The sequence below is a fragment of the Paraburkholderia sp. MM5384-R2 genome (genome assembly GCF_014201025.1).
In the GTDB taxonomy this organism is placed as follows: domain Bacteria; phylum Pseudomonadota; class Gammaproteobacteria; order Burkholderiales; family Burkholderiaceae; genus Paraburkholderia; species Paraburkholderia tuberum.
Genome location: NZ_JACHDI010000008.1, coordinates 182,324 through 208,653 on the forward strand (window position 1 = coordinate 182,324; position 26,330 = coordinate 208,653).

24 protein-coding genes are annotated in these 26,330 nt (G+C 64.5%); 16 read left to right on the top strand and 8 right to left on the bottom strand.

Annotated features, from left to right (window positions below):
• Window positions 1-2: 2 nt before the first annotated feature.
• The 3 genes from HDG37_RS15805 to HDG37_RS15815 form a co-directional block, all read right to left on the bottom strand.
• Window positions 3-1,463, bottom strand: coding sequence for a DUF3375 domain-containing protein (locus HDG37_RS15805; RefSeq protein WP_184049178.1), 1,461 nt, complete (start codon window positions 1,461-1,463; stop codon window positions 3-5).
• 586 nt (window positions 1,464-2,049) lie between these two features.
• Window positions 2,050-3,030: an amidohydrolase family protein gene (locus HDG37_RS15810; RefSeq protein ID WP_184049181.1), complete on the bottom strand. Its 981-nt coding sequence runs from the start codon at window positions 3,028-3,030 to the stop codon at window positions 2,050-2,052.
• A 51-nt stretch (window positions 3,031-3,081) separates the two neighbouring features.
• A complete protein-coding gene (locus HDG37_RS15815) occupies window positions 3,082-4,365 on the bottom strand; it encodes an MFS transporter (protein WP_184049184.1) in 1,284 nt (427 codons plus the stop codon).
• Between the two features lie 125 nt (window positions 4,366-4,490).
• On the opposite strand from HDG37_RS15815, the gene HDG37_RS15820 reads away from it, so the two are divergent.
• The 12 genes from HDG37_RS15820 to HDG37_RS15875 all read left to right on the top strand — a co-directional run bounded on the left by HDG37_RS15820 (window position 4,491) and on the right by HDG37_RS15875 (window position 15,662).
• Window positions 4,491-5,393 carry a LysR substrate-binding domain-containing protein gene (locus tag HDG37_RS15820; protein WP_184049187.1) on the top strand — a complete coding sequence of 301 codons (903 nt, stop codon included), beginning with the start codon at window positions 4,491-4,493 and terminating at the stop codon, window positions 5,391-5,393.
• A gap of 119 nt (window positions 5,394-5,512) precedes the next feature.
• Window positions 5,513-6,112, top strand: a complete 600-nt coding sequence (locus tag HDG37_RS15825; protein ID WP_184049190.1) for a 2'-5' RNA ligase family protein — start codon at window positions 5,513-5,515, stop codon at window positions 6,110-6,112.
• Window positions 6,113-6,619: 507 nt separating this feature from the next.
• A complete protein-coding gene (locus HDG37_RS15830; RefSeq protein ID WP_184049193.1) occupies window positions 6,620-7,021 on the top strand; it encodes a DnaJ family domain-containing protein in 402 nt (133 codons plus the stop codon).
• Window positions 7,018-7,746, top strand: coding sequence for a tRNA adenosine(34) deaminase TadA (tadA, locus tag HDG37_RS15835; protein ID WP_184049197.1), 729 nt, complete (start codon window positions 7,018-7,020; stop codon window positions 7,744-7,746). Before HDG37_RS15830 ends, tadA begins: the two co-directional genes overlap by 4 nt.
• Before the next feature lie 26 nt (window positions 7,747-7,772).
• Window positions 7,773-8,699: a muramoyltetrapeptide carboxypeptidase gene (ldcA, locus tag HDG37_RS15840; protein ID WP_184049200.1), complete on the top strand. Its 927-nt coding sequence runs from the start codon at window positions 7,773-7,775 to the stop codon at window positions 8,697-8,699.
• A 319-nt stretch (window positions 8,700-9,018) separates the two neighbouring features.
• Complete coding sequence (locus tag HDG37_RS15845) at window positions 9,019-9,732, top strand: GntR family transcriptional regulator (RefSeq protein ID WP_184049203.1); 714 nt, start codon at window positions 9,019-9,021, stop codon at window positions 9,730-9,732.
• Window positions 9,733-10,099: 367 nt separating this feature from the next.
• A complete protein-coding gene (locus HDG37_RS15850) occupies window positions 10,100-11,581 on the top strand; it encodes an NCS1 family nucleobase:cation symporter-1 (protein ID WP_184049207.1) in 1,482 nt (493 codons plus the stop codon).
• 48 nt (window positions 11,582-11,629) lie between these two features.
• Complete coding sequence (locus HDG37_RS15855; protein ID WP_184049210.1) at window positions 11,630-12,412, top strand: aspartate/glutamate racemase family protein; 783 nt, start codon at window positions 11,630-11,632, stop codon at window positions 12,410-12,412.
• Between the two features lie 194 nt (window positions 12,413-12,606).
• The gene (gene puuE, locus HDG37_RS15860; protein ID WP_184049213.1) at window positions 12,607-13,557 is read left to right on the top strand and encodes an allantoinase PuuE; all 951 of its coding nucleotides are present in this window, start codon (window positions 12,607-12,609) and stop codon (window positions 13,555-13,557) included.
• Window positions 13,554-14,075: a 2-oxo-4-hydroxy-4-carboxy-5-ureidoimidazoline decarboxylase gene (gene uraD / locus HDG37_RS15865; protein WP_184049216.1), complete on the top strand. Its 522-nt coding sequence runs from the start codon at window positions 13,554-13,556 to the stop codon at window positions 14,073-14,075. The genes puuE and uraD overlap by 4 nt, the downstream gene beginning before the upstream one ends.
• A gap of 67 nt (window positions 14,076-14,142) precedes the next feature.
• Window positions 14,143-15,153: an allantoicase gene (alc, locus tag HDG37_RS15870; protein ID WP_184049220.1), complete on the top strand. Its 1,011-nt coding sequence runs from the start codon at window positions 14,143-14,145 to the stop codon at window positions 15,151-15,153.
• On the top strand, window positions 15,150-15,662 hold the full coding sequence (locus HDG37_RS15875; protein ID WP_184049224.1) for an ureidoglycolate lyase: 513 nt from the start codon (window positions 15,150-15,152) through the stop codon (window positions 15,660-15,662). The genes alc and HDG37_RS15875 overlap by 4 nt, the downstream gene beginning before the upstream one ends.
• Before the next feature lie 95 nt (window positions 15,663-15,757).
• Here the strand turns inward: HDG37_RS15875 and HDG37_RS15880 are convergent, their stop codons facing one another.
• The 4 genes from HDG37_RS15880 to uraH all read right to left on the bottom strand — a co-directional run bounded on the left by HDG37_RS15880 (window position 15,758) and on the right by uraH (window position 19,354).
• Window positions 15,758-17,104, bottom strand: a complete 1,347-nt coding sequence (locus HDG37_RS15880) for a type II toxin-antitoxin system HipA family toxin (RefSeq protein WP_184049227.1) — start codon at window positions 17,102-17,104, stop codon at window positions 15,758-15,760.
• On the bottom strand, window positions 17,101-17,367 hold the full coding sequence (locus HDG37_RS15885) for a helix-turn-helix transcriptional regulator (protein WP_184049230.1): 267 nt from the start codon (window positions 17,365-17,367) through the stop codon (window positions 17,101-17,103). The genes HDG37_RS15880 and HDG37_RS15885 overlap by 4 nt, the downstream gene beginning before the upstream one ends.
• Before the next feature lie 270 nt (window positions 17,368-17,637).
• A complete protein-coding gene (locus tag HDG37_RS15890) occupies window positions 17,638-18,831 on the bottom strand; it encodes a urate hydroxylase PuuD (protein WP_184022672.1) in 1,194 nt (397 codons plus the stop codon).
• A gap of 169 nt (window positions 18,832-19,000) precedes the next feature.
• Window positions 19,001-19,354, bottom strand: coding sequence for a hydroxyisourate hydrolase (gene uraH / locus HDG37_RS15895; RefSeq protein WP_090800513.1), 354 nt, complete (start codon window positions 19,352-19,354; stop codon window positions 19,001-19,003).
• A 504-nt stretch (window positions 19,355-19,858) separates the two neighbouring features.
• Between uraH and HDG37_RS15900 the strand changes: the two genes are divergently transcribed.
• A complete protein-coding gene (locus HDG37_RS15900; RefSeq protein WP_260334879.1) occupies window positions 19,859-21,247 on the top strand; it encodes an 8-oxoguanine deaminase in 1,389 nt (462 codons plus the stop codon).
• A 100-nt stretch (window positions 21,248-21,347) separates the two neighbouring features.
• Here the strand turns inward: HDG37_RS15900 and HDG37_RS15905 are convergent, their stop codons facing one another.
• The gene (locus HDG37_RS15905) at window positions 21,348-22,280 is read right to left on the bottom strand and encodes a LysR substrate-binding domain-containing protein (RefSeq protein WP_184049233.1); all 933 of its coding nucleotides are present in this window, start codon (window positions 22,278-22,280) and stop codon (window positions 21,348-21,350) included.
• A gap of 281 nt (window positions 22,281-22,561) precedes the next feature.
• On the opposite strand from HDG37_RS15905, the gene HDG37_RS15910 reads away from it, so the two are divergent.
• The 3 genes from HDG37_RS15910 (at window position 22,562) to HDG37_RS15920 (ending at window position 26,329) form a co-directional block, all read left to right on the top strand.
• Complete coding sequence (locus tag HDG37_RS15910) at window positions 22,562-24,160, top strand: ABC transporter ATP-binding protein (protein WP_184049236.1); 1,599 nt, start codon at window positions 22,562-22,564, stop codon at window positions 24,158-24,160.
• A 93-nt stretch (window positions 24,161-24,253) separates the two neighbouring features.
• Window positions 24,254-25,360, top strand: coding sequence for an ABC transporter permease (locus tag HDG37_RS15915; protein WP_090805345.1), 1,107 nt, complete (start codon window positions 24,254-24,256; stop codon window positions 25,358-25,360).
• Window positions 25,361-25,399: 39 nt separating this feature from the next.
• Window positions 25,400-26,329: an ABC transporter permease gene (locus HDG37_RS15920; protein ID WP_184049239.1), complete on the top strand. Its 930-nt coding sequence runs from the start codon at window positions 25,400-25,402 to the stop codon at window positions 26,327-26,329.
• Window position 26,330 lies beyond the last annotated feature (1 nt).

Sequence of the window (26,330 nt, forward strand, 5' to 3'; positions counted from 1 at the left end):
CTCTACCTTGTGAAAATCACACGCGGCATCGTCGTGCGCTTAATGATTGGTGTTCCGTTGGCGTCGTTCGCCTGCCACTCGATCGTATCGGATATGGTCTCGTCGACGGTCGCGCGAAATGATCCAGCTTCGGCGCTCAGTTGCAAATAGGCGACGAGCTCGGCGAGCCCATGCTCGAGAGGCTGCGAAGCGGTCAGTTCGGCAAGCGTCACTTGCGGCCGATCTTGCAGGCATCGGCGGATATGGCCTGCGAGGCGCGCGCGATCGACGACGATCTGCGTGTAGAGTGCCGAGGCATCGAGGTTCGCCTCACCGGTTTCGATCGAGACGTTGGCAATGAGAGGGCGCAGCGCCGGCGCGTAAAGCGGGCGTTCCATCGGCAGCTCGATGTCAGTGGATGCGGTCTCGATCTCCATGACGCAGCCTGGTGGGGGCGCTTCGCGCAGCGCAAGCGCTTTCGTTTCGATACCGCGCAGAATGTCCATGATGCGGCGGTTTTCGAGCCACGCTTGATCGTCGAGGAAGCGTCGAAGCTGCTGCGAGAGCTGAGCTACCGTGCGCTGCGTATGCTCGCCGGCTTCCAGCCAGTCATAGTGGACGCGCCGCGTGCGCGCGTCGGGCCTCATTTCCATGACCGCCGGCAGCGCCAGCACGCGCTCGAGCCGTTTCGAGAGTTCCTCTTGACGGCGGCTCGACATCAGGAAGTCCCAAAACGCCCGGAAGCTGCTGCCCTGGTCGGAATCGGCGATCGCGTCGCGCTCGCCCATGATTTCCTCGATGAGCGCACCCTTCGATCCTTCCCAGAGCGCGATTCGCTCGCGCACATGTCGGTCCAGCAGCCGAAAGTTTTGTTCGACTTCACGGAAATCCGTGAGCAGGTCACGCGCCATCTGCATGAATTGCTGAAAGCGGTCCTTGAGCGCGGCATCGTCGAGCAGCCGAACATCACCGGCCTCCACGCGGGCGATTTCTTCGTCGATCTGGCCGCGCCGCGTGTGGAGCTCGGCAAGACGCTTTTCGGGGTCCGCCTCGCTGCCTTCGCCCATCTGCCGCAGCAGCTCGAAAAGTGTCAAGAGCCTCGATTCCGTGCCGACAAAGCTGCGTTCCGTCAGCGTGCCGAGCCACGCGATCGCTTTCTCCGTGGCGGGTGTCAGGTCGAACTGCGGTTCATCGGAACCTTGGCGATAGTACTTGCGCAACCATCCCTTTTCAGGGCTGGCCCAGTCGTTCAGATACTCGAGCGCCGGCTTCGGGAAGGCGTCATCGCCGAGTTGTTCGCGCAACGCGTAAAGCTCATCTTCGAGTGCTTCGGCAAGAAGCGGAGCCGCCACCACGCGCACGTTTGGCGCGACGAACACGCGGTGCAGGAAGCTGACAGCGAGCGGCGCGTGGTCGGAGCGTAACAGGCGCCAAGCGGGATGGCGCGTGCGCAGCGCATCGAGGGTAGGGTAGTCGAGGGGCATCGGTGCGAGATGACGGGTTCGGCCACCCCTGAGGAGATCGCCGATCTTTGGCTCAAAAGGCCAGTATCCTACTCCGATTGTCATCCCAATTTTGCAAGGCTCCGCTCTGGAATGAGTCTCACGGTGTTTCTGGCGGTGTTCGTGGGCGCCCGCGCAGGGGTTCGCTCACGGTATCGACGACGGTATTGAATCGGCTTCAGATGCTCGGTCTTGCCGGCTTTTTAAACGGAGCGGGTGCCTACTGTCCAATGCCGTGCAATGGAAGCCATTAACTGCCGAGCCAGAATTTCGGTATGACTGACGGTATCGACGCCGCGTGACCAGGCGGAAACGCCGTTCCCACAAGGCTCCCGCCGGCTGATTGACGATCGAGTGGGAGTGATTGGACGGTCCCGCACGTACCGGCACGATCGGAGGACCTGATGCGCCGGAATACGCTGGCAATTCTGTTCTCGCAACGACACCTCGCCCTTGCACCGCGCGCGACGACTACCGCGGCGCTCGCGCGATCAGATCGTCGAGCAGCGCCGCGTAGGCGGCGACCAGCTGACGGTTACCTGGCAGGTAGCTGCCGCCGCGACTCGCGTCAGAACCCGAAGACCCGCAGCGCGTTGTTGCCGCGGATCGCGTCGCATTGCTCCTTCGGCAGACGCGCGGTGTTGGCGAACGCGCCGCGAATGTCGTACACCTGATGCGGCCAGTCGGTGCCGAACATCACGCGATCCGCGCCGACCACCGAGACGAGAAATTCGAGCGACGCCGGGCTATACGTGATGCAGTCGTAGTAGATATGGCGCAGATAATCGATCGGATTGCGCTTCATCTTGCGACGTTGCGGGATCTCGACCTCGTTGCCTTTCTCGAAGCGGCCCGCCAGATAAGGCAACGCGCCGCCCGCATGTGACGCGATGAGCTTCAGATTCGGATACTGATCGAAGAAGCCTTCGAAGATCATGCGCGTGATGGCGAGCGTCGTGTCGAACATGAAACCGACCGCCCAGCTCAGATCGAACTTCGTCATGTCCATCAGATCGACGCCGGGCGGATCGGTCGGATGCACGAGCACCGGCAACGCGCGACGGTCGATCTCGGCCCAGATCGGCGCGAACATCGGATCGGTGAGGCTGCGTCCCGCGATGTTCGCGAGCACCATCACGCCGCTCGCGCCGTTCTCGCAGGTGCGGCGCAGTTCGTCGAGCGCCGCTTCCGGATATTCCCACGGCAGCGACGTGAACCAGCGGATGCGGCCGGGATATCTGGCCTGTGCTTCGGCGATCGTGTCGTTCGATTCGCGCGCGGCGAGGCAACTGGTTGCCTGATCGCCCCAGTACACGTTCGGGCAGGTCAGCGACACGACCGAAATATCGATGCCCGATTCATCCATCTGGCGGATCCGCATGTCGAAATCGAAGTGGCCTTTTTGCGGAATCACGACCGGCGTGTTGCCGCGAAACACTTCCTGCTGACCGTCGGGGCGCGTCTGAATGTTGTACGCACCGCCGCGCTGCCGCAGCAGTTCGAGCCATTTGTGCGTGAAGATGTGCGTATGAACGTCAATGACAGGCATGCGGGATCTCCCGGAGAAAGTGCGGGTAAGAAGAAAACGGGGATGAGCGGGCTACTGGGTGGCGAACTCGTTCACCGGCGCGGCGCGGCGTTTCAGCATGAACGCGCCGACCAGGCCGAGCGCGAAGAACACCGCGCAGAAATGCGCAGGCATCATGTTGTTGCCAGTCACGTGCAGCAGCCACGTCAGCACCATCGGCGAGAAGCCGCCGAAAACGGCCGCGCCGATGTTGTACGAGATCGCGAGGCCGGTCGAGCGGAGTTCGGTCGGAAACAGGCCGGCGAGCGCGGTCGGAATCGGCGCGTTCGACGCGCTGATCAGCAGCGCGAAGCCGAGTTCGACGGACATGATCGACGCGAATGACGGCGCGCTGACGATCCAGTAGTAAGCGGGGTACAGCACGACGAGAAACAGCGCGAGCGCGACGCGAATCATGCGCTCGCCGCCGATGCGATCCGCGAGATGACCGAATAGAGGAATCGTCACCACGCGCAGCAGCACGCTCGCGAGCAGCACGGAAAACGGCAGCGTCACCGGCATATGCAGGTTCTGCACCGCGTAAATCGGCAGATACGTAATGATCACGTAGGCCATCACGTTGAGCGCGGCCGACAGCGCGGTGGCGACGAACAACTCGCGCGGATAGTGCATCACGACGCGCGAGAACGGCACCTTCACACGCGCGCCGAGCTTCTGGAACGCCTCGGTTTCGGGCAGCTTGCGGCGGATATAGAAGCCGACCGGGCCGATCAGCAGACCAAGCAGGAACGGAATGCGCCATGCCCACGACTCGAGCGCCTCATGCGTGAACAGATGCGTGAGCGCGCTACCCATCGCGACCGCGAGCAACGCGCCCAGGGCCTGCGCGAACATCTGCCAACTGCCATACAGATTGCGGCGCGCTGTCGGTGCATATTCGATCAACATCGCGGTCGCGGTGCCGAATTCGCCGCCGGCCGAAATGCCCTGCAACAGACGCGCGCACAGCACGATCGCCGGCGCGATCAGGCCGATCTGCTGGAAGCCGGGGGTGAGCGCGATCATCGCGGCGGCCACCGTCATCATTGCGATGACGAGCGTGAGGCCTGCCTTGCGGCCTTTGCGGTCCGCGTACATGCCCAGCAGAATCCCGCCGAGCGGCCGCACGACGAAGCCCGCGCCGAACGTCGCCGTGGTGAGCATCAGCGCGGCGTACTCGCTGTGGCTGGGGAAGAACTGCTTCGCGATGATGATCGACAGAAACCCGAACACGACGAAGTCGTACCACTCGAGCACATTGCCGAGCGTCGACGCCATTGCGCCGATCAAGCGTTTGCGCGAATCGATTGCTGTCACGACTGTCTCCTGTCGTTTTTTGAACGGCTGTGCGCTGCGTAGGAGAGCAATGTAGGGTACTGTCCGAATGAAAACAATCGAACAAAATCAATGGTCCCATAAAGTAACTTTATGATTGCGCTTCCATGACTCCAACCATCAAACAGTTGCGCGCATTCGCGCTCGTCTGCCGTTTCGGCGTGCTGACGCGCGCGGCCGACGAGATGTTCATCACCCAGCCCGCGGTCAGCGTATTGATCCGGCAAATGGAGGAGGCGCTCGGCCTGCGGCTGTTCGACCGCACGTCGCGCTCGCTGCGGCCGACCGCGGCCGCGCATGAAATCCTGCCGACCGTCGAGCGGATGCTGCGTGATCTCGAGTCGATCCAGTCGAGCGTGAAGGAGCTGGCCGGGCGCGAGCGCGGTCGGCTGCGCTTCGCGGCGACGCCGTCGATCGCGGCGGCGATCGTGCCGAAACTGCTCGCCGAATATCGCGCGCTGTACCCGAATATCGAGGTCTCGGTCGACGACGCCGCGCCCGATCGCCTGACCGCGTCGACGCTGACGGGCGACGTCGAGTTCGGCATCGGCACGATCAGCGAGCGCCCCGAGGGCATCACGCTGCAATGCCTCGCGCGCGACAACTTGTGCGCGATCTGCCGCAAGGATTCGGCACTCGCGAAAAAGCGGCGTGTGAGCTGGAACGATGCGCTGCAGTGTCCGTGGATCGGCATCAAGTCGACGAGCGGCATCCGCAAGTTGATCGACGAAACGTTGTTCACGCTCGGCACGCGCAAGGCGGTCGAGTACGAAGTGTCCTATATGACGACCGGGCTTTCGATGGTGCAGGCCGGTCTCGGCATCGCGATTTTTCCGGGCATTCTGCTCGGGTCGTTTCCACATCGCGATCTGGTCGCGCGCAGGCTCGAAGCGCCGCTCGTCACACGCGACGTGAATCTGATCCGACGCGCCGAGCATTCGCTGTCGCCGGCGGCCGAGTCGTTTATCGAGCTTTGGTACAAACGCATCGGCGAGCCGGCCGATCTGTAGCGCGTCGCAGTTGCACACGGCCTGTCATACTGTATGAATATACAGTATCATGACTGCAATGGGCCGCTTGTGCGGCGGTGTGCGGATCGGCGGAAAAATCAGCGAAGGAACGAGGCGCGATGCCTGAACAACTGTGGTTGCCCGGGCTCGAGGCGCCGTCCCCGCCCACCGACGGGCTCTTTTTCGCGGTCTATCCCGATGCCAATACCGCGGCCGGTATCGCGAAGTTCGCGCAGCAGCTTTGTGTGGAGGCACGCGTGCGCAGCGGCGTGCGCGGCAAACCGCTCGCGGCGAACCGCTTGCACGTCACGCTCAGGCATCTCGGCAATTTCGCGGGCGGCTTGCCGGCGGATGTGGTCGAGGCGGCGAAACGGGCGGCCGCGGCGGTCAGCATGGCGCCATTTACGGTCGAATTCGACGCGGTCGCCAGCTTCGCGAAAAGGCCGCGGCTCGGGCCGGCGGTGCTGGTGGGCGAGCACGGTGTGCACGGACTGCAGGCGCTTCACGATGCGCTCGAAGCGGGCTTGCGCGACGACGGCATCGAGCCCGACGTACGTTTTACGCCGCACGTGACGCTGGCGTACGGGATGCAGTGGATCGAGCGCCATACGGCCGAGGCGGCTTGCTGGAATGTGCGCGAGTTTGCGCTGATGCACAGCCTGCTGGGACGGACCAGACATATCGTCCTCGCGCGTTGGCCGTTGGTGGGGCCGAGCTGAGGGAGGGGCGTAGGCCACCTCGGTAACGAATTCGCGGCTGTTTCGCGAGGCGCCGGCTAGAACCGCACGCTCGTCCCGCAGCCCCCGGCATAGGCGCCGCCGCTCGCCGCGGCGCCACCGCAAAAAACGCCGCAGCCGGAAAGCAGCGCGGCCGCGGTAATCGCCGCCAGCGCGCTACGCACGCCGATCCGCCGAGACGCTTGCTGGCCCCCTCGCACTGGCTGCGCTGCGCAGATCGGACGCGGTTCCGCGACGGGAAGAGCACTGCGACGGCCGATCGGTTTGAATGGCATGGCGGCGTCAAATTCGACGAGAGGGAACCTCTACGTGCCGCGCCGGTTAAGCGCCGCGCGCGTTGTGCGACTTGATGACTTACTCTAAGTCCACGCTGAAGCACCGTCAAATGCCGGGTTGCCGGCAAATCGGCGCCTTTATGCCGTCAAGTGAGCACGGAGCGCCCGTGCGCTCCCTGATAGAATGCTCGGGCCGCAACGTTGTGGATTGCAGATGAAATTGCTTGATGCGCTTGTCGAACAGCGTATTGCCGCCGCCGCCGCGCGCGGAGAGTTCGACGACTTGCCGGGAGCGGGCGCACCGCTAGCCCTCGACGACGATGCGTTGGTGCCGGAAGAGGTGCGCGTCGCCAACCGGATTCTGAAAAATGCGGGCTTCGTGCCGCCCGCCGTCGAGCAGCTTCGCGCGTTGCGCGATCTGCAAACGGAGCTGAATGCCGTGAGCGATCAGGTGATCCGTTGCCGTCTTCAGGCGCGCATGCTCGCGCTCGATATGGCGCTCGAATCGCTGCGCGGCGGCCCCATGGTCCTGCCGCGCGAATATTGCCGCCGCATCGCGGAGCGTCTCTCTGAGCGCGTGGGCAACGTCGATGTAGCCGCCGCGGGTTCGCAGTGAACGAGCCGCTTCCGTGTGCCGCCTCGATCGGCTCTTCTGCGCAAGCCGAGGCCGGTGAGAAATCCGTTGGCGCTTGCATCGGCGCGGTCTTCGCACCGGCGGCTGATCACCCGATGGCCGCTGCCGCCATCCCTCCCGGAAATTCCGACGCTCCCATCATCTCCGAACGCGACCTGCGCTTCATGGCGCTCGCTCAGGCCGCCGCCGAAGAAGCGCGCGCTGCCGGCGAAGTACCGGTCGGCGCGGTGCTCGTGCGCGGCGACGAAGTCATCGCCACGGGCTTCAATCATCCGATCGGCGCGCATGACCCGTCCGCGCACGCCGAAATGGCTGCGCTGCGCGCAGCCGCGCAGTCGCTCCAAAACTACCGTCTGCCGGGTTGCGAACTCTATGTGACGCTCGAGCCTTGTCTGATGTGCGCCGGCGCGATCATGCACGCGCGCATCGCCCGTGTCGTGTTCGGCGCGCGCGATCCAAAAACCGGCGCGTGCGGCAGCGTGGTCGATGCGTTCGCGAATCCTCGGTTGAACCATCACACGTCGGTCAGCGGCGGCGTCCTCGAAGCCGAATGCGGTGCCGCGCTCAGGTCGTTTTTTGCCGAGCGGCGTCGGACGAGTCGCGCAGCCCGCGCGGCGGCGCGCGGCGAAACGGCTGAAGCGGCCGAAGCGGCCGTTGACACCGCCACACCCTCCAGCAGCGAACCGCCCCCAACCACGCCGCTCTAAAACAACCACGCCCAACGGGTCTCGCCATGACCGCATCTCGCACCATCGAACTGATTGCGCCATCCGGCTATCCGCATGATCCGGAGGTGCTGCATCGCGCGCTGCATCGGCTGCGTGCGCAGGGGCATCGAGTCGACGGCGAGGAGGCCGCGAAGCGCCGCTACCAACGTTTCGCGGGCACCGACGGCGAGCGCGCGGCCGATCTGAACCGGCTCGCCGATCCATCGCGTGAGCTGCCCGATGTCGTGTTGGCCGTGCGCGGCGGCTACGGCGCGGTGCGGATTCTGCACGGTCTCGACTACGAAGGGCTGCAGCGGCGGCTCGCCGATCAGCCGATAGCGCTGGTCGGTCACAGCGACTTCACCGCGATCCAACTGGCGCTGCTCGCGCGCGCCGGCTTGAAGACCTTCGGCGGCCCGATGCTGATGAGTGATTTCGGCGCCGAGCAGCTCAGCGAATTCACGATGCGGCATTTCTGGTCGGCGTTGACGCAGCCGACCATCACGGTCGCGAGCGACACGCCGCAAGCGCAGAGCGTCGACGTAACGGGCACGCTGTGGGGCGGCAATCTCGCGGTGGTGGCCTCGCTTGTCGGCACGCCGTACATGCCGCCGGTGCAGGGCGGCATCCTGTTCGTCGAGGACGTCAACGAGCAGCCGTTCCGCATCGAGCGGATGATCTATCAACTGCATCTGGCCGGCATCCTCGCGCAGCAGAAGGCGCTCGTGCTCGGTGATTTCTCGGGCGGCAAGCCGTACGACTACGACAACGGCTACGACCTGCACGCGATGGTCGAGCAAGTGCGCTCGCTGATCGGCATTCCTGTCGTGACGGGGCTGCAGTTCGGGCACGTTCATAACATGGTGACGCTGCCGGTCGGCGCGGACGCGCATCTGGTCGCCAATGCGCATGGCTTCAGGCTGACGGCGTCGGGCTATCCGAGCATTGGCTGAAGCCGTCGTGGGCGGGGCAGAGGCGGGCGGATCGCCCGTTTTTTTTTGCGTCAGTAACGCAACTAACTGTCAGTATTTCCACACTCACCACCTCCCACACCCATCGCCAATGTTTTCAGTTTTTGTTGACAAAAACTGCCTGCCAGTGCTCGTCTTGGCGTTATGAAAACCGGGTAAGATTCCCGCCTGACAGCCGCGCAGCTTGGCTCACAGCCTTCCGCTGACGCAACGCAGCACAAAAACTGTCGAAAATCGACGCAAAAATTGTTGACAATATTTGTGTCCGTCCTATGATGACCAACATACCGAGACGCCAATCATGTCCGACACCGAATCCGTCGCGAACAGTTCGAAGCCCGAAGCAATCGCCGAGCGCATCCGCGCGGCGATCCTCGAGCACCGGCTGGCACCCGGCGCGAAGCTCACCGAAGCTCAGCTATGCGAAGTATTCGGTGTGAAGCGCGGCCCCATCCGCCAGGCGCTGTCGCAGCTGGCGAGTGAGCGCCTCGTCGATCTCGAGCCGAATCGTGGCGCGTTCGTCGCGAGTCCGTCGCTGCAGGAGGTGCACGAGGTGTTCGAAATGCGCCGCATCATCGAGCTGGCCGTCGTCGAAAAGATCTGTAGCGGACACGGCATGCGGCGTCTGAAGAACATTGGCGGCATGATCGGCCGGGAACGCAAGGCATTCGAAACGCGGGATTTTCCAGCATGGATCCGCTTGTCGGGCGAGTTTCATACGGAGCTCGCGAACCTGACCGGCAACTCAGTGTTGTGCGATTGCCTGAACGGGCTGGTCGCGCGTTCCACGCTGATTTCCGCGCTGTACGAATCGCTCGGGCGCAGCCCGTGCTCGTTCGAGGATCACGAAGCGATTCTCGCCGCGCTCGACGCCGGCGATGCGAAGCAGGCGGCCGCGCTGATGTCGCGCCATCTGCAAAGCGTCGAGTTGAAGATGCTGGATCGCCCCGCGCGCGGGGCAGCGGATCTGCATGAAGTATTCGGCGCGCTTGCGTCGAAAGAAGCATCCACCTAGACAGCCGAAGCCGACTCCACCCCAGGCTGAGGCAAGCAGCAGACGAGCGCCCGTTCGTGGTGCGCGCCGCACTGAATTGAACTGAACCGATAGATGCACGGCCAGGCGGCCTCGCGTGAGCGCCGCCGGCCTGAACACGCACGTCCGTCGCGAGACGACGGAGCTCGGGTAGCGACGCATCGCCGGAAAGCCGCGGCGGCTGGCGATGCGACAACCACAAGTACGTCAGTACGGAGACACGCGCGGCACGGTCCGGGACCACGGCGCCGACTTCTTCGACCCACGCGGGACGAGAAGCGAGCAACTGGCATGGCCGATGCAATGTCCGTCGATGCTCTTTCGACGGTCCCTATCCAAAGGAGGAATCATGGCTCAGTTCAGTGCAGCGCCAGGCAGTCACCCCATCTCCAACTATCCGGACGGTACGGCTCAAACCGATCCGTCGATGCCGGCCGGCTACAGCGAGCGGCTTTATAACGAGGACCTCGCGCCGCTGCGCGCGCAGAACTGGAGCGCGTACAACATCTTCGCGTTCTGGATGTCGGACGTGCATAGCGTGGGTGGCTATGTATTCGCGGGGAGTCTGTTCGCGCTCGGCCTGACGAGCTGGCAGGTGCTGGTGTCGCTGCTGATCGGCATCACGCTCGTGAACGTGCTGTGCAACCTGATCGCGAAGCCGAGCCAGTTGAACGGCGTGCCGTATCCGGTCGCGTGCCGCGCGACCTTCGGCGTGCTCGGCGCGAATGTCCCCGCAGTGATCCGCGGCCTGATCGCGGTCGCGTGGTATGGCATCCAGACCTATCTCGCGTCGAGCGCGCTCGTGATCGTCGTGCTGAAGTTCGTGCCGCAACTGCTGCCGTATGCGGACGTGCATCGGCATGGCCTGCTCGGTCTGTCGACGCTCGGCTGGGCGGGCTTCATGCTGCTGTGGGTACTGCAGGCGCTGGTGTTCTGGCACGGCATGGAGACCATCAAGAAGTTCATCGACTTCGCCGGGCCAGCCGTCTACGTCGTGATGTTCATTCTCGCCGGCTACATGGTGTATCGCGCGGGTTGGCGCAACATCGGCATCAACCTCGGCGGCGTCAAATATCACGGCATGGAAGTGGTACCGGTGATGATCACGGCGATTTCGCTGGTGGTGTCGTACTTCTCCGGACCGATGCTGAATTTCGGTGACTTCTCGCGCTACGGCAGGAGCTTTCGCAGCGTCAAGCGCGGCAACTTCTGGGGCCTGCCGGTCAACTTCCTCGCGTTCTCGCTCGTTACGGTGATCACGACCGCGGCCACGCTGCCGGTGTTCGGCGAACTGATTACGGACCCGGTCGAGACGGTGGGCCGCATCGACTATCCGATGGCCGTGATTCTCGGCGCGCTGACCTTCACGATCGCGACGATCGGCATCAACATCGTCGCGAACTTCGTGTCGCCGGCCTTCGACTTCTCGAACGTTGCACCGCGTCTGATCAGCTGGCGCGCGGGCGGCATGCTCGCGGCGGTCGCTTCGGTGTTCATCACGCCGTGGAACCTGTTCAACAATCCGGCCGTGATCCACTACACGCTCGACGTGCTCGGCAGCTTCATCGGGCCTTTGTACGGCGTCCTGATCGTCGACTTCTACCTCGTCAAGCGTCAGAAGGTCGTGCTCGACGATCTGTACACGGTCGCGCCGAGCGGCTCGTACTGGTACCGCAACGGCGTCAACTATCGCGCGGTGGCCGCGTTGCTGCCGGCCGCGCTGATCGCGGTGATCTGCGTGATGGTGCCGGGGCTCGACGGCTGCGCGAATTTCTCGTGGTTCATCGGCGCGGGACTCGGCGCGCTGTTTTACCGGATGCTCGCACGCTGAGTTTCACGGGCTTTCGTCGCTGCAATAACGAGTCGAACAGGAGTCGCCATGCGTATCAAACTGATCAATCCGAACACGACGCGCCGCATGACCGAGGCGATGGGGCGCTGCGCACGCGACGTCGCCGCGCCCGGCACCGAAGTGATCGCCGTCAATCCGACGATGGGGCCGCCGTCGATCGAGGGCTATTACGACGAAGCGCTCGCCACGCCCGGTCTGCTTGCCGAAGTCGCGGCCGGCGAACTGGACGGCTGCGACGGCTACGTGATCGCGTGCTTCGGCGACCCCGGTCTCTATGCGGCCCGCGAGTTGGCGCGCGGCCCGGTGATCGGCATCGCCGAGGCGGCGATGCACGCGGCGAGCGTGCTCGCGCCGGGCTTTTCGGTCGTGACGACGCTCGCGCGCACCTGCGGCATGGCCTGGCATCTGGCCGAGCGCTACGGCATGAAGCGCTTCTGCCGCAACGTGCGTGCGACCGACGTCGCCGTGCTCGATCTCGATCAGCCGGGCTCGGCGGCGCGCCGCATCATCCTCGACGAATGCCGGCGCGCGCTCGCCGAGGACGGCTCGGACGCGATCGTGCTCGGCTGCGCGGGCATGGCCGAACTGTGCGCGGAGATCGAGGATGCGCTCGGCGCGCCGGTGATCGAAGGCGTGACGGCGGCCGTCAAATGGACCGAGGCGCTGGTGACGCTGCGTCTCGCGACGGCCAAGCGCGGCGACTACGCGCGGCCGCTCGCGAAGCGCTACGACGGCGCGCTCGCGTCGTTCAGCCCCGGTCCGCTGCGGGTAAACGCCGAGTCGGCGGACTCGCACATACACTCGCTGTAACACGCACTATCTGCCCGGCTGTATGGGCGCACCGGGGTGTTTTCGCTACACTGGGTCAACTCGGCGCTGCGGTTTCGGCAGCCGCTGAAGCCGCCTGTTGCGTGGCTACACGTGTGAACCCCGCACCGTTGCCGAGGGGTTTCGAACCGCGTTCACGCGCATTCCTGGTCCCGTCACTACGCATCCGTCAAACCATGCCACTCGACCCGAACTACCCACGCGATCTGATCGGCTACGGCCGCCACCCGGTGCATCCGAACTGGCCGGGGCGAGCGCGCGTTGCGGTGCAATTCGTCCTCAATTACGAAGAGGGCGGCGAAAACTGCGTGCTGCACGGCGATCCCGGTTCCGAGCAGTTCCTGTCGGAGATCGTGGGCGCGGCGGCGTATCCGGCGCGGCACATGAGCATGGAGTCGATCTACGAATACGGCTCGCGCGCGGGCGTGTGGCGCATCCTGCGCGAATTCGAAAGGCGCGACCTGCCGCTGACGGTGTTCGGCGTCGGCATGGCGATCGAACGGCATCCAGAAGTTGCGCGGGCATTCGTCGAACTCGGACATGAGATCGCGTGCCACGGCTATCGCTGGATTCACTATCAGGACATGTCGCCGGAGCAGGAAGCGCAGCACATGCGCCTCGGCATGGAGGCGATCGAGCGCGTGACCGGCGTGCGGCCGCTCGGCTGGTACACCGGCCGCGACAGTCCGAATACCCATCGGCTGGTCGCCGAATATGGCGGCTTCCTGTACGACTCCGATTACTACGGCGACGACCTGCCGTTCTGGATGGACGTCGAGGTGGCGGGCGGCAAGACCGTGCCGCAACTGATCGTGCCGTACACGCTCGACACCAACGACATGCGCTTCGCCACCCCGCAAGGCTTCAACACCGCGGACCACTTCTTCACCTACCTGCGCGACGCATTCGACGTGCTGTACGAAGAGGGCGACGAAGTGCCGAAGATGCTGTCGATCGGCATGCACTGCCGGCTGCTCGGGCGGCCGGGGCGTTTCCGGGCGCTGCAGCGCTTTCTCGACCACATCGAACAGCACGATCGCGTGTGGGTGTCGCGGCGCGTCGATATCGCCCGGCACTGGCACGAAACTCATCCTTACCAGCAAGGCAACCGCGAGGCCGCGGCATGAAGGCGATGCAATACACCCTGGACCAACTCAACGGGATCTCGACCGACGCGTTCGTCGCGGCGCTGTCGGGCGTCTTCGAGCACTCGCCGTGGGTCGCGGAGATTGCGGCGCGGGAGCGGCCGTTCGCGAGCATCGACGAGCTGCATCGCAGGATGTCGCAGATCGTCGAAACGTCTGGCGAGGACCAGCAGCTCGCGCTGATCAACGCGCACCCGGAGCTGGCCGGCAAGGCCGCGGTGCGCGGCGAGCTGACCGCCGAGTCGACGCGCGAGCAAAGCGGCGCGGGTCTCGCGCAATGCACGCAGGAAGAGTTCGACAAGCTGCATGCGCTCAATCAGGCGTATCGCGAGAAATTCGGTTTTCCGTTCATTCTCGCGGTGCGCGGCTACGACCGCCACGGCATCATCGCGGACTTCGAGTCGCGTGTGAACAACAGCCGCGCCGACGAACTGCGCGCGAGCCTCGATCAGATCTATCGCATTGCACGTTTGCGGCTCGACGACCTGATCGGCGCGTGACGCGCACTGCGTCACGCAGCGAGCCGTAACGTTTTTCCCGCACCAATCGATCTCAAGGACGACAAAGATGGCACTTCCGATTCTCGACCCCAACGCACCGGAATTCACGCGCCGTTACGTGAACCTGGCGGACCCGCGTCTGGGCGCGCAGGCGCTCGAGGCCAGCGACGAATTCTTCGCGCCGAAGGACCGCATGCTGAATCCGGAACCGGCCGTCTTCATTCCGGGCAAGTACGACGACAACGGCAAGTGGATGGACGGCTGGGAAACGCGTCGCAAGCGCACGACCGGCTACGACTGGTGCGTCGTCAAGCTCGCGCGGCCCGGCGTGATCAAGGGACTCGACCTCGACACGAGCCACTTCACCGGTAACTTCCCACCGGCGGCGTCGGTGGAAGCGGCGCGCGTTGCGGATGGCGAGCCGAATCAGGCGACGCAATGGACCGAGATCGTGCCGTCGACCACGTTGCAGGGCAATAGCCACCACTACCTCGAAGTCGGCGACGCGAGCGCGTACACGCATCTGCGCGTGAACATCTATCCGGACGGCGGCATCGCGCGTCTGCGTGTTTACGGTCAGCCGCAGGTCGACTGGGCCGGCGCGAGCCGCACCGAGCAGTTCGATCTCGCGGCGGTGGAAAACGGCGCGTATCTGGTCGGCGCGAACAACCAGCACTTCGGCGCGGCCTCGACGCTGCTGATGCCGGGGCGCGGCGTCAATATGGGCGACGGCTGGGAAACGCGTCGTCGTCGCGAGCCGGGCAATGACTGGGCGATCATCGCGCTCGCGCAGCCGGGCGTGATCTGCAAGATCGAAGTCGACACCGCGCACTTCAAGGGCAATTATCCGGATCGCTGTTCGATCCAGGCCGCGTACGTGAAGGGCGGGACCGACAGCTCGCTCGTCACGCAGGCGATGTTCTGGCCGGTGCTGCTCGGCGAACAGAAACTGCAGATGGACAAGCAGCATTTCTTCGAGAGCGAGATCGCGGCGCTCGGGCCCGTTACGCACGTGCGCTTCAACATCTATCCGGACGGCGGCGTGTCGCGTCTGCGTCTGTGGGGTACGCTCGAATGAAAACACTCGCCATCGAACCGCTGACGAAAGAGGCGTTCGCCGCATTCGGCGACGTGATCGAACTCGAAGGCGCGAAGCAGATTCCGATCAACCTCGGCACGACGATCCGCTATCACGACCTCGCGAAAGTCGACGTGGCCGACGAGCACGGCCGCACGCTCGTCAATCTGTTTCGTGGCCAGCCGCGCACGCTGCCGTTCGAAGTGAAGATGCTCGAGCGTCATCCGCTTGGCAGCCAGGCGTTCGTGCCGCTCAACGACAAGCCGTATCTGGTCGTCGTCGCGCCCGCGGGCGAACTCGACACGAAGAAGATCCGCGCGTTCGTCACCACTGGCTGGCAGGGCGTCAACTACGCGAAAGGCGTGTGGCACCATCCGCTGATCGCATTGGGCGAGACGAGCGACTTTATCGTCGTCGATCGTGGCGGCGAGGGGCTCAATCTGAACGAGCAGGATCTGGCGGAGTCGCTGTGGCTCACGGAAGATGCGCTGAGCGCGGTGGCGGTTTGATGGCGATGCAGCTGCCGCGTCGCCGGCAGCGTTGTGGTTCGAAGAACAGGCCCGCGACGTGCGTTACGTCGTGGGCTTTTTTGCATGGATGGCGATCACTTGCGCCTGCCAAGCAGCGGCGAATGCCCAATGACTTCCCTTGACCGCTCGGGCGGCTCCGGCGCCGAAAATCCCGCTGCTTCGATGGCCGGCTTGAGCCCCCTGAATTGCAGGCTTTTCTTCGGCGAGCGCAGCGATGTCATGCCGTCGTCCCATGCATGCAGCATCTGCTTGGCGAGCGCACGCCACTGCGGTTCGTTGCGCGCTGCTTCGATCAACTCGTGGCCGACGTCGACAGCGGAGTCGCACAGCGCTTCAACCATCTGCGCATATTGCCGCGGGGCGATGCCCATGCGCGTGTTGAAAAATCGTTCCAGCGTTTTACCCGCTGCCCAGGTTTTGCGGCCGTCGACAGGCAGCCCGGGCGGATTGGCTGCGAAGCGCGGATAAGCCTGGGTCGTCACGACATCGTAGACGGGCGTGAACGCGACATCGTCGACCGTGGTATAGAACAGTGCGACGTTCTTGGTGTGGCAGTCCGCATTGCGCACGACGTAGTTCGTCAGCAAATGCCAGCCGAGCTGCTGGAGTTGCATCCGCATGGTGTCGCGATCGAGCAGATACGCTCTTGCCGCGTTGAGCATTTTCTCGCTCGTCGAATGGTATTTTTCGTGCGGCGGCAAGCCGAGCAGACCGCACAAGTCTTCGACGCCATAGGCCGGCAGTCCCTGCGCGTCGACATCGAAGCGCTCGACGACGAGCGCCCTGCCATCGTCCGACATCCGCGTGCGCGCAACGTGCGCCACTCCCAGCCGCTCCAGCACCCGCATCGAATGGAACTCGTTGAAACCGAGAAAGGGCGTGTTGTCGTCCGAACCTTTGACGATGTGACGGCTCGTTCGAATCGTCGGCTTACCGAGCTGCACCGGTGTCGATGCGGCAGACTGCGCCTCCGGCGCGATGAACTTCGGCACGACGCCCGAAATGGCCGCTCGCGCGTATTCACGGACGAGTTGCGCGAAATGTTCGGCGGTGTTGTCGCCGTGCAGGATGTGCTGGACGTCGAGCGCCTGGAGTTCGGTGCCCGGCGCCACGCCTTCGGGCGTCACGGTGACCCGGCCGATCCCCATCGAGCCCACGACGGCGAGCAGTGACAGATCGGTTCCGTCGAGCAAGGGCCCGAATTGCTCGCGGATCAGATTCAGCAGATAGCCTTCGGGCAGGTTCTGCCGGAAAAACGGATGCAGGTCGCGTGGCCAGCGCCAAGGCTCTTCGCGCACCGGCATCGTCAGGCTGACGAAGTCGGCCGCGTTCGCATCGCCGTGATATTTGAGGACATAGTCGTCGCGCTCGCGAAACAGCGTGGCAACGTTCTTGCCTAGCACCTGAACGTCGAGCTTCATGGCTGCGCGTCCGGGTTGCGCTGTTCAGCGAGGATGTCTTCCAGCGTGCGGCCATGTCCATGCTCGACGAACTTGAGGTCGTAACCGGCGGCCTCGAGCAGGCGCACGAGCACGGACACGCTCATATCGTTCCTGGCGAGCGTTTCCATCCGCGCGACGGTCGTGCGGGCCACGCCCGCGCGGCGCCCAAGTTCTTCCTGCGATAGTTTGCTGTCGTGTCGCACGGCTTTCAGCATGTCCGAGACATCGGCGAGGTTGGTCATTTGTAGCCTCAGGGCGTCAAATTCAACGTAATTGATATTTATTGTAGCCCAAGAGACACAACATGGTTACTCGTATTTGTGTCTCTTGGGCTACATTTTATGTGTCTTTGGCGATTTTTGTAGCCCAAGGGCGACAAATTCCGATTATCGATCTCGCAGACCGCGCACGTCACCTTCCCAAACGACAACGGGCTTGCCGCTCTCGCGACAAGCCCGCTTCGCACTCCAGCCTCTGCCTCGGCACCGGCTCCGTGATCCGGACAGAGGTCCTTACTTCGCCGCGCCGCCTTCGAACCACGCGGCGATCTTCATCCGCTCGTCGTCGGTCATATGCGTGACGTTGCCGAGCGGCATCGCCTTCAACGTGACCGCCTGCTGGTAAATGCGCTGCGCGTTCTGCGAAATTTCGTCGGGCGTATCCATCAGCACGCCGGCGGGCGCGCTGCCCATCATCGTCGGATGCGCGGAGTGACAGGCCACGCAGCGCTGCTGCAGCACCGGCGCGATGTCGGCGACCTTCAGCGTCGGCGCGTTGGCGGCCTGCGCCTGCGGCACCACCGGACGCGGCATGGTCCACACGAGTGCCGTGCACATCAGCGCGACGCCGACGATCGGCAGATACCACAACACCTGGCCGCGATGGCGCATCACGAAGAACTGACGGATCAGCGCGCCGGCCAGCATGATGACGACGAGCACCGCCCAGTTGTACGGATGCGTGTAGGTCATCGCGTAGTGGTTCGACAGCATCGCGAACACGACCGGCAGCGTGAAATACGTGTTGTGCACCGAGCGCTGCTTGCCGCGCTTACCGTAGATCGGGTTTGGCGTGTCGCCCTTCAGCATCGCGTCGACCATCTTGCGCTGGCCCGGAATGATCACGAAGAACACGTTGGCCGACATGATCGTCGCGAGCATCGCGCCCATGATCAGATACGCTGCGCGGCCCGCGAAGATATGGCAGGCGAGATACGCCGCGATCAGCACATAAACGCCGACGCAGATGCCGAGAAGTTTGTCGCGTGTGCCGAGAATGCGGCACAGCGAGTCGTAGACGATCCAGCCGGCCGCGAGGAAGCCGATCGCCGAGGCGACGGCGACCACCGGCCCCATGTCGAGCACGTTCCTGTCGATCAGGTAGGTGCTCGGCGAGAACAGATACAGCACGGTAAAGAGACCGAAGCCCGACAGCCACGTCGTGTACGACGGCCATTTCGACCAGTGCAGGTCTTCGGGCATTTCGGGCGGCGCGACCGTGTACTTCTGCATGTTGTAGAAGCCGCCGCCGTGCACGTGCCACAGTTCGCCGAACACGCCGCGACGGCGCTGATTCGGATCGGTCGGCGGCTTCAGGCTGTTGTCGAGCGCGACGAAATAGAACGATTCGCCGATCCATGCAATCGCGGCGATGACGTGGAACCAGCGAATCGCGAGGTTCAACCAGTCGGTGATAAAGCCTTCCATGAAACTCCTCCACTTCTGATTCGTTGCGCGCGCGATGACGTTCGACGTCGTCGGTCATCGCGCCGACTGCGCATAGAAGACGCAGCGCGGGTTGTTATGGGTATCGCGGGGCGTTGTGCCTGTCCAGGTCTGTTCGTGCCGGTTCGGACGCGGCTCGCATCCAGCAGGGCTAGCTGCCCCGATACGTGCTGTACGAAAACGGCGACACCAGCAGCGGCACGTGATAGTGCGCATCGGCATCGGCGACGCCGAAGCGCAGCACGACGCGATCGACGAAGCGTGGTTCCGGCACCTTCGTGCCGAGCGACGCGAAGTAGTCGCCCGCGCCGAACACGAGTTCGTACTCGCCCGCGACGAGCGCGTCGCCTTCGAGCAGCGGCTCGTCGCAGCGGCCGTCGTGATTGGTGAGCGTGGTTTTGAGCGCGCGGCGCGTGTCGCCCGCGAGCGCGAAGAGTTCGACCTTGATGCCTGCGCCGGGACGGCCGTTCGCGGTGTCGAGCACGTGGGTAGTGAGCTTGCCCATTCGCAATTGTCCTTGTGTGAATGCGAGGTGTCGGCGGCGGCCCGATCCATTACGTTTGCGGCGGATCGAGGCTCCACGTCAGTGGCTACATACCCGTCGGCGAATCGAAGCGAGCGCCGTGACAGCCATTGTAGAAAGGATGCTCTGTCCCGAGCGCGAGCGATAGGAAAGATAATAGTTCGCGCATGATGGACAGCCAGACGAAAGCCGCGCCGGCTCATCGGCCGATCGTACCGGCGCCAAAAATGCACCACTATATTGGCGGTGTGAAGTTGGGTATCGCAACCGCGCGGGTTGTCAGCGGGATTTTGGCTACCGAAGGTAAGCGCTGTGCGGCGCGACCCACCCGTGCAAAGGCAGGCCTTTGGCACGGACAACCCCGAAGACGGCGACTCATGCTGGGTAACCGGGCCAATGGCGTTCAACGGAACGCGACGGCACGGTGGCGTGCCGGCGCATCGCGTTCGAACGGCTTTGCATGCAGGCAATCAGGCGGACAGACGAATGACGATGAATGAAGCACTGAAACAACCCGGTAAAACGATGCTCGTGAAGCACGCAGACGTGCTGGTCACGATGGATGACGAGCGGCGCGAACTGCGCGACGCCGGGCTGTATATCGAGGACAACCGGATCGTCGCGGTCGGACCGACCGCGCAACTGCCGCAATCGGCCGACCAGGTACTCGACCTGCACGGCCATCTCGTGATTCCGGGCCTCGTCAACACGCATCACCACATGTACCAGAGCCTCACGCGCGCGATTCCCGCCGCGCAGAATGCCGAGTTGTTCGGCTGGCTCACGAACCTGTACAAGGTGTGGGCGAACCTCACGCCTGACATGATCGAAGTATCGACGCTGACCGCGATGGCCGAGCTGCTGCTGTCGGGCTGCACGACGTCGAGCGACCATTTGTATATCTATCCGAACGGCAGCCGTCTCGACGACAGCATCGCGGCCGCGCGCCGAATCGGCATGCGCTTTCATGCGGCGCGCGGCAGCATGAGCGTGGGACGCAAGGACGGCGGCCTGCCGCCCGATTCGGTGGTCGAGCGCGAAGCGGACATCCTGAAGGACACGCAGCGTCTGATCGAGACGTATCACGACGATGGGCGCTACTCCATGCTGCGCGTCGTCGTGGCGCCGTGCTCGCCGTTTTCGGTGAGCCGCGACCTGATGCGCGAATCGGCGGCGCTCGCGCGCCAGTACGGCGTGTCGCTGCATACGCATCTGGCGGAGAACCTCAACGACGTCGAGTACAGCCGCGAGAAGTTCGGCATGACGCCGGCCGAGTATGCGCACGATCTCGGCTGGGTCGGCCATGACGTATGGCATGCGCATTGCGTGCAACTCGACGACGCGGGCATCGCGCTGTTCGCGCGCACCGGCACCGGCGTCGCACACTGTCCGTGCTCGAACATGCGGCTCGCGTCGGGCATCGCGCCGGTCAAGCGCATGCGGCTCGCGGGCGTGCCGGTCGGGCTCGGCGTCGACGGCTCGGCGTCGAACGACGGTGCGCAGATGGTCGCCGAAGTGCGCCAGGCGCTGTTGCTGCAGCGCGTCGGTTTTGGGCCCGATGCGATGACCGCGCGCGAGGCGCTCGAAATCGCGACCCTGGGTGGTGCGCGCGTGCTCAATCGCGACGACATCGGCGCGCTCGCGCCCGGCATGGCCGCGGATTTCGTCGCGTTCGATCTGCGTCAGCCGCACTTTGCCGGCGCACTGCACGATCCGGTGGCGGCTCTGGTATTCTGCGCGCCGTCGCAGGTCAGCTATAGCGTGATCGACGGCAAGGTGGTGGTAAAGAATGGGCAGTTGGCGACGCTCGAACTCGGGCCGGTGATCGAGCGGCATAACGCGCTCGCGCGGCAGCTTTACGAGGCGGCCGCTTGAGCTCGAGCGCAAGGGGCGGCACTCGCGCCGCGCCGCGCGCAAGCCGCGAGTCGCTGATCCGTGAGCGGCGGCGCCGGTGCGATCGGCGCCGCATGCGGCGTCAGGGCTTCTCGATCAACGTCCGGGTCGCCTCGCCAACCACGCCGCGCAGCCAGCGCACTTCATCGGAATAATGCACGCGCTCGTGCCACAGCTGGTAGTACTGCATCGGCGGAAAGTCGAGCGGCGCGGGCATCACGGTCAGCGGCAGAAACTTCGCGTAGTAGTCGGCAAAGAGGCGCGTCGTCGTGAAGATCAGATCGGATTTGATCAGCACGTACGGCGCGAGATTGAAGTAGGGCAGCGTGACGACCACATGGCGCTTGAGCCGCTCGCGCGCGAGGTGCACGTCGATCGCGCCGCGCTGGCCGACCGAATACGGCGTCGGCGCGAGATGTGGCGCGTTCAGGTACTGGTCGAGCGTGAGCCCGCCGCGTTTGGCGAACGGATGCGTGTTGCTCATCAGGCACACGATCTGATCGACGAACAGGTTCGACAGATGCAACTGCTCGGGCGGCTCCGGCCAGTTGCCGACCACGATGTCAAGCTTGCCGTCCTCGAGCGCGAGTTCGTAGTCGAACGCGGGGCCGAGTGAATGGAATTCGAGCGTCGCGTTCGGTGCGGCCTTGCGGAAACGTTCGACGACCGTCGGCACGAACAGCACGTTCAGGTAGTCGGGACAGCCGATCCGGTAGCAGCGGATCGACGTGGCCGGATCGAAGTTGTGCTGCTGGAACTTGATGCGCTCGATTTCGCGCAGCGCGTTCTGCACCGGTTCGAGCAGGCGCAGACCGTACTCGGTCGGCACCATGCCGGACTTGCCGCGCACCAGCAGCGGGTCGCCGGTGATGTCGCGCAGACGGCGCAGCGCCGCGCTGATGGCAGGTTGGGACTGGTTCAGTTTGACGGCGGCGCGGGTGACACTGCGCTCCATCAGTAGCGTGTGCAACACGCGCAGCAGGTACGTGTCGATCGCCTCGCGTTGCTGGCTCATGGATTCTCCAAATATATGTGCTGGCTGATCGAACGAGCGTGGGGGTATATGCGTTTTAATATGGACGAAAAACGGCGTCAAGGGCGACATACCCGCAGAGCTTGTAGCGGCGGGGGTTTGCGGGAATTTTGTCAACTCGACTGAGTGGGGCGAATTAGGTATTGTCATCCGGTTGTGGTGACGGATCGCCCGCCGGCGAGGCGGACCGATAGTCCGCAATCCGGCGGCAAACAGGTGACAAGCAGGCGGCAAGCAGCGTCACGAACGCACTACGGAATCTCATGAGCGACACTCCACTTAGCGACGGCGCGCAACTCACCGGCCAGGCGGTGCCTCGGCTCGCGCTGACGGGCATCACGAAGCAGTACCCGGCCGTGCGCGCCAACGACGACGTCACGCTCGTCGTCGCGCCCGGCGAAATCCACGCGGTGCTCGGCGAGAACGGCGCGGGCAAGAGCACACTGATGAAGATCATCTACGGCGCCGTGCGACCCGACGCCGGCGAGATCCGTTGGGAAGGCGAGACGGTCGAGATCGCGAGTCCGGCGGCCGCCCGCAAGCTCGGCGTCGGGATGGTGTTCCAGCACTTCTCGCTGTTCGAGACGCTGACGGTCGGCGAAAACATCGCGCTCGCGCTCGACGAACCGTTCGATCTGAAGACGTTGGCCAAACGCATTCGCGAGGTGTCGGCCGACTACGGGCTCGACATCGATCCGCAGCGGCATGTCCACAGCCTCACCGTCGGCGAGCGGCAGCGTGTCGAAATCGTGCGCTGCCTGCTGCAGAATCCGCGTCTGTTGATCATGGACGAACCGACCTCGGTGCTGACGCCGCAGGCGGTCCGCAAGCTCTTCACGACGCTGCGCCGGCTCGCGGCCGAGGGCTGCAGCATCCTCTACATCAGCCACAAGCTCGACGAAATCCAGGAGTTGTGCGACACCGCGACGGTGATGCGCGGCGGTCGCGTGACCGGCCATGTGACGCCGAAGAACGAGACGCATGCATCGCTCGCGCAGTTGATGGTCGGCCACTCGCTGCCGGACTACACGCGGCGCGAGCACAAACCGGGCGCGGTGCTGCTCGATGTCAGGCAGTTGTCGGTCGCGAGCGACGATCCGTTCGGCACCTCGTTGCGCGACGTGTCGTTCAGCGTGCATGCGGGCGAGATCTTCGGCATTGCCGGTGTGTCGGGCAACGGGCAGGCGGAACTGCTCGCGGCGTTGTCCGGCGAGAAGCGCGCTGAAACACGCAGCCTGCCGGCCGACGCGGTCACGATCTGCGGCAAACCGGCCGCGCGCCTCGGCGCGGGCGCTCGGCGCGCGCTCGGCTTCGGCTTCGTGCCCGAAGAGCGGCTCGGCCGCGGCGCGGTGCCGGCGATGAGCCTCGCCGACAACGCGCTGCTCACCGCGCATCGGCAGAGCATGGTCAACTCGGGCTGGATCAAAACGGGTGTGATGCGCGCATTCGCGAAGCGCTGCATCGACGCGTTCGACGTGCGCTGCGGCGGCCCCGACGCGCTCGCGCAAAGTCTGTCGGGCGGCAATCTGCAGAAATACATCATGGGCCGCGAGATTTTGCAGGCGCCGAAGGTGCTCGTGGTCGCTCAGCCGACGTGGGGCGTCGATGTCGGCGCGTCGGCGTTCATCCGTCAGCAACTGCTCGATCTGTCGGCGCGCGGCGTTGCGATTCTGGTGATCTCGGAGGAACTGGAAGAGCTGTTCGATATCTGCGATCGCATCGCGGTGCTCGCGGGCGGGCGGCTTTCGCCGGTGCGCGCGACCGGTGCGACCAACGCCGAGGAAATCGGCCGCTGGATGGCGGGGCTGTTCGGCGACCGCGAGGGCGCGGCGCCCGCGGCGGATCAACCGGCGCATGCATGAGGCGAGGCGTTGCCCGCCGGCCACGCCAACACGCTAACCACGCACGCGAATGCGGACCCTGAAGAACAGAACCCGAACAAATACACGCTACCCATGATGCTTCCCTATCGACTCGAAGCCCGCACGTCGCCGTCGCGCACGATGCAGCTCGCCGTGCCGCTGATCGCCGCGTTGCTGACGCTCGCGATCGGCTTCCTGATCTTCGGCCTCGTCGGCCGCGACCCGCTGCAGGCGATGCACGGGTTTTTCATCGAGCCGCTGTCGAGCATCAACGGCTGGTCGGAGCTGCTGCTGAAGGCGTCGCCGTTGTGCCTGATCGGCCTCGGTCTCGCGATCGGCTATCGCGCGAACGTGTGGAACATCGGCGCCGAAGGGCAGATGCTGCTCGGCGGCATCGCGGCGAGCGGCGTCGCGATCTATTTCGATCAGGCGAGCGGCTGGTGGATCCTGCCGACCATGATGGCGGCCGGCATCCTCGGCGGCATGGCGTGGGCCGCGATTCCCGCGTTTCTGAAGAGCCGCTTCAATACCAACGAGATTCTCGTGAGCCTGATGCTCACGTACGTCGCGACGCAACTGCTGATCTATCTCGTGAGCGGCCCGTGGCGCGATCCGCAGGGCATGAACTTCCCGCTGTCGGAGATGTTCAGCGGCGACGCGCTGTTTCCGACGCTGTATGGCGACTGGCACTGGAAATTTCTGCGTGGCACGCGCCTGAACGCGTCCGTGTTCCTCACGCTGATCGCGATTCCGCTCGTCTGGCTGTTCATGCGCAAGAGCTTCGCGGGCTACCGGATGAACGTCGGCGGACTTGCGCCGCTCGCCGCGCGTTACGCCGGTTTCTCCGACAAGAAGACGATCTGGACGTCGCTGCTGATTAGCGGCGGCCTCGCGGGCCTCGCCGGTATGGGCGAAATCGCCGGTCCGATCGGCCAGTTGCAGGCGACGTGGTCGCCGGGCTACGGCTTCACCGCGATCATCGTCGTGTTCGTCGGCAGGCTGCATCCGCTCGGCATCGTGCTCGCCAGTCTGCTGATGGCGTTGCTGTATCTCGGCGGCGAAGCGGTGCAGACCTCGATGCAATTGCCGCAGGCGCTCTCGGGCGTGTTCCAGGGGCTGCTGCTGTTCTGCCTGCTCGGCGCCGACCTGTTCGTGAACTACCGCGTGCGGCGCCGCTCGGCCGCAGCAGTGGCTCGTTAAGTTTGCCAATCAGCTCGCTAATCCGCTTTCAGACTCGATATGGATATCCAGCAAGCCAGCGCGCTCACGTCGAGCGCGATCACCGCGTCGATCCCGCTGATGTTCGCGGGCGCCGGCGAACTCGTCGCCGAAAAATCGGGCGTACTCAATCTTGGCGTGGAAGGGATGATGCTGATGGGCGCCGTCAGCGGCTACGCGGTCACGTCGATCACCGGCAGCCCGTGGCTGGGCGTGCTCGCCGCGATCGGCGCCGGTCTCGCGATGTCGCTGCTGTTCGCGTTCCTCACGCTGACGATGCTCGCCAACCAGGTCGCGACCGGCCTGTCGCTGACGATCTTCGGCATCGGGCTGTCCGCGTACGTCGGCAAGCCGTACACGTCGGCGGCGGTGCGCGCGACGATCGATACGTGGACGATCCCCGGCCTGTCGAACATCCCGGTGCTCGGCCCCGCGCTGTTTAACCTCACGCCGCTCGATTACCTCGCGTTCCTGATGTTCGCCGCGATCGGCTGGTTCCTCTATCGCACGCGCGCGGGACTCGTGCTGCGCTCGGTCGGCGAATCGCCGCAGGTCGCGCATTCGGTCGGCTTTCCGGTGGTCGGCGTGCGCTATGGGGCGGTCGCGTTCGGCGGCGGCATGGCGGGGCTCGCGGGCGGCTACTATTCGATCGTCAATCTGCACCTGTGGCAGGAGAACCTGACCTCGGGCCGCGGCTGGATCGCGCTCGCGCTCGTGGTGTTCGCGACGTGGCGCCCTGGGCGACTGCTGATCGGCTCGCTGCTGTTCGGCGCGGTGACGGGGCTGCAGTTCTATGCGCAGGCGATCGGTGTGCCGGTGCCGACGCAGTTCCTCGCGATGCTGCCGTACGTCGCGACGATCGTCGTGCTCGCGCTGATCTCGCGCAATCCGAACACGATTCGCCTGAATGCACCCGCGTCGCTCGGCAAGCCGTTTTTCTCGGCGGGCTGAC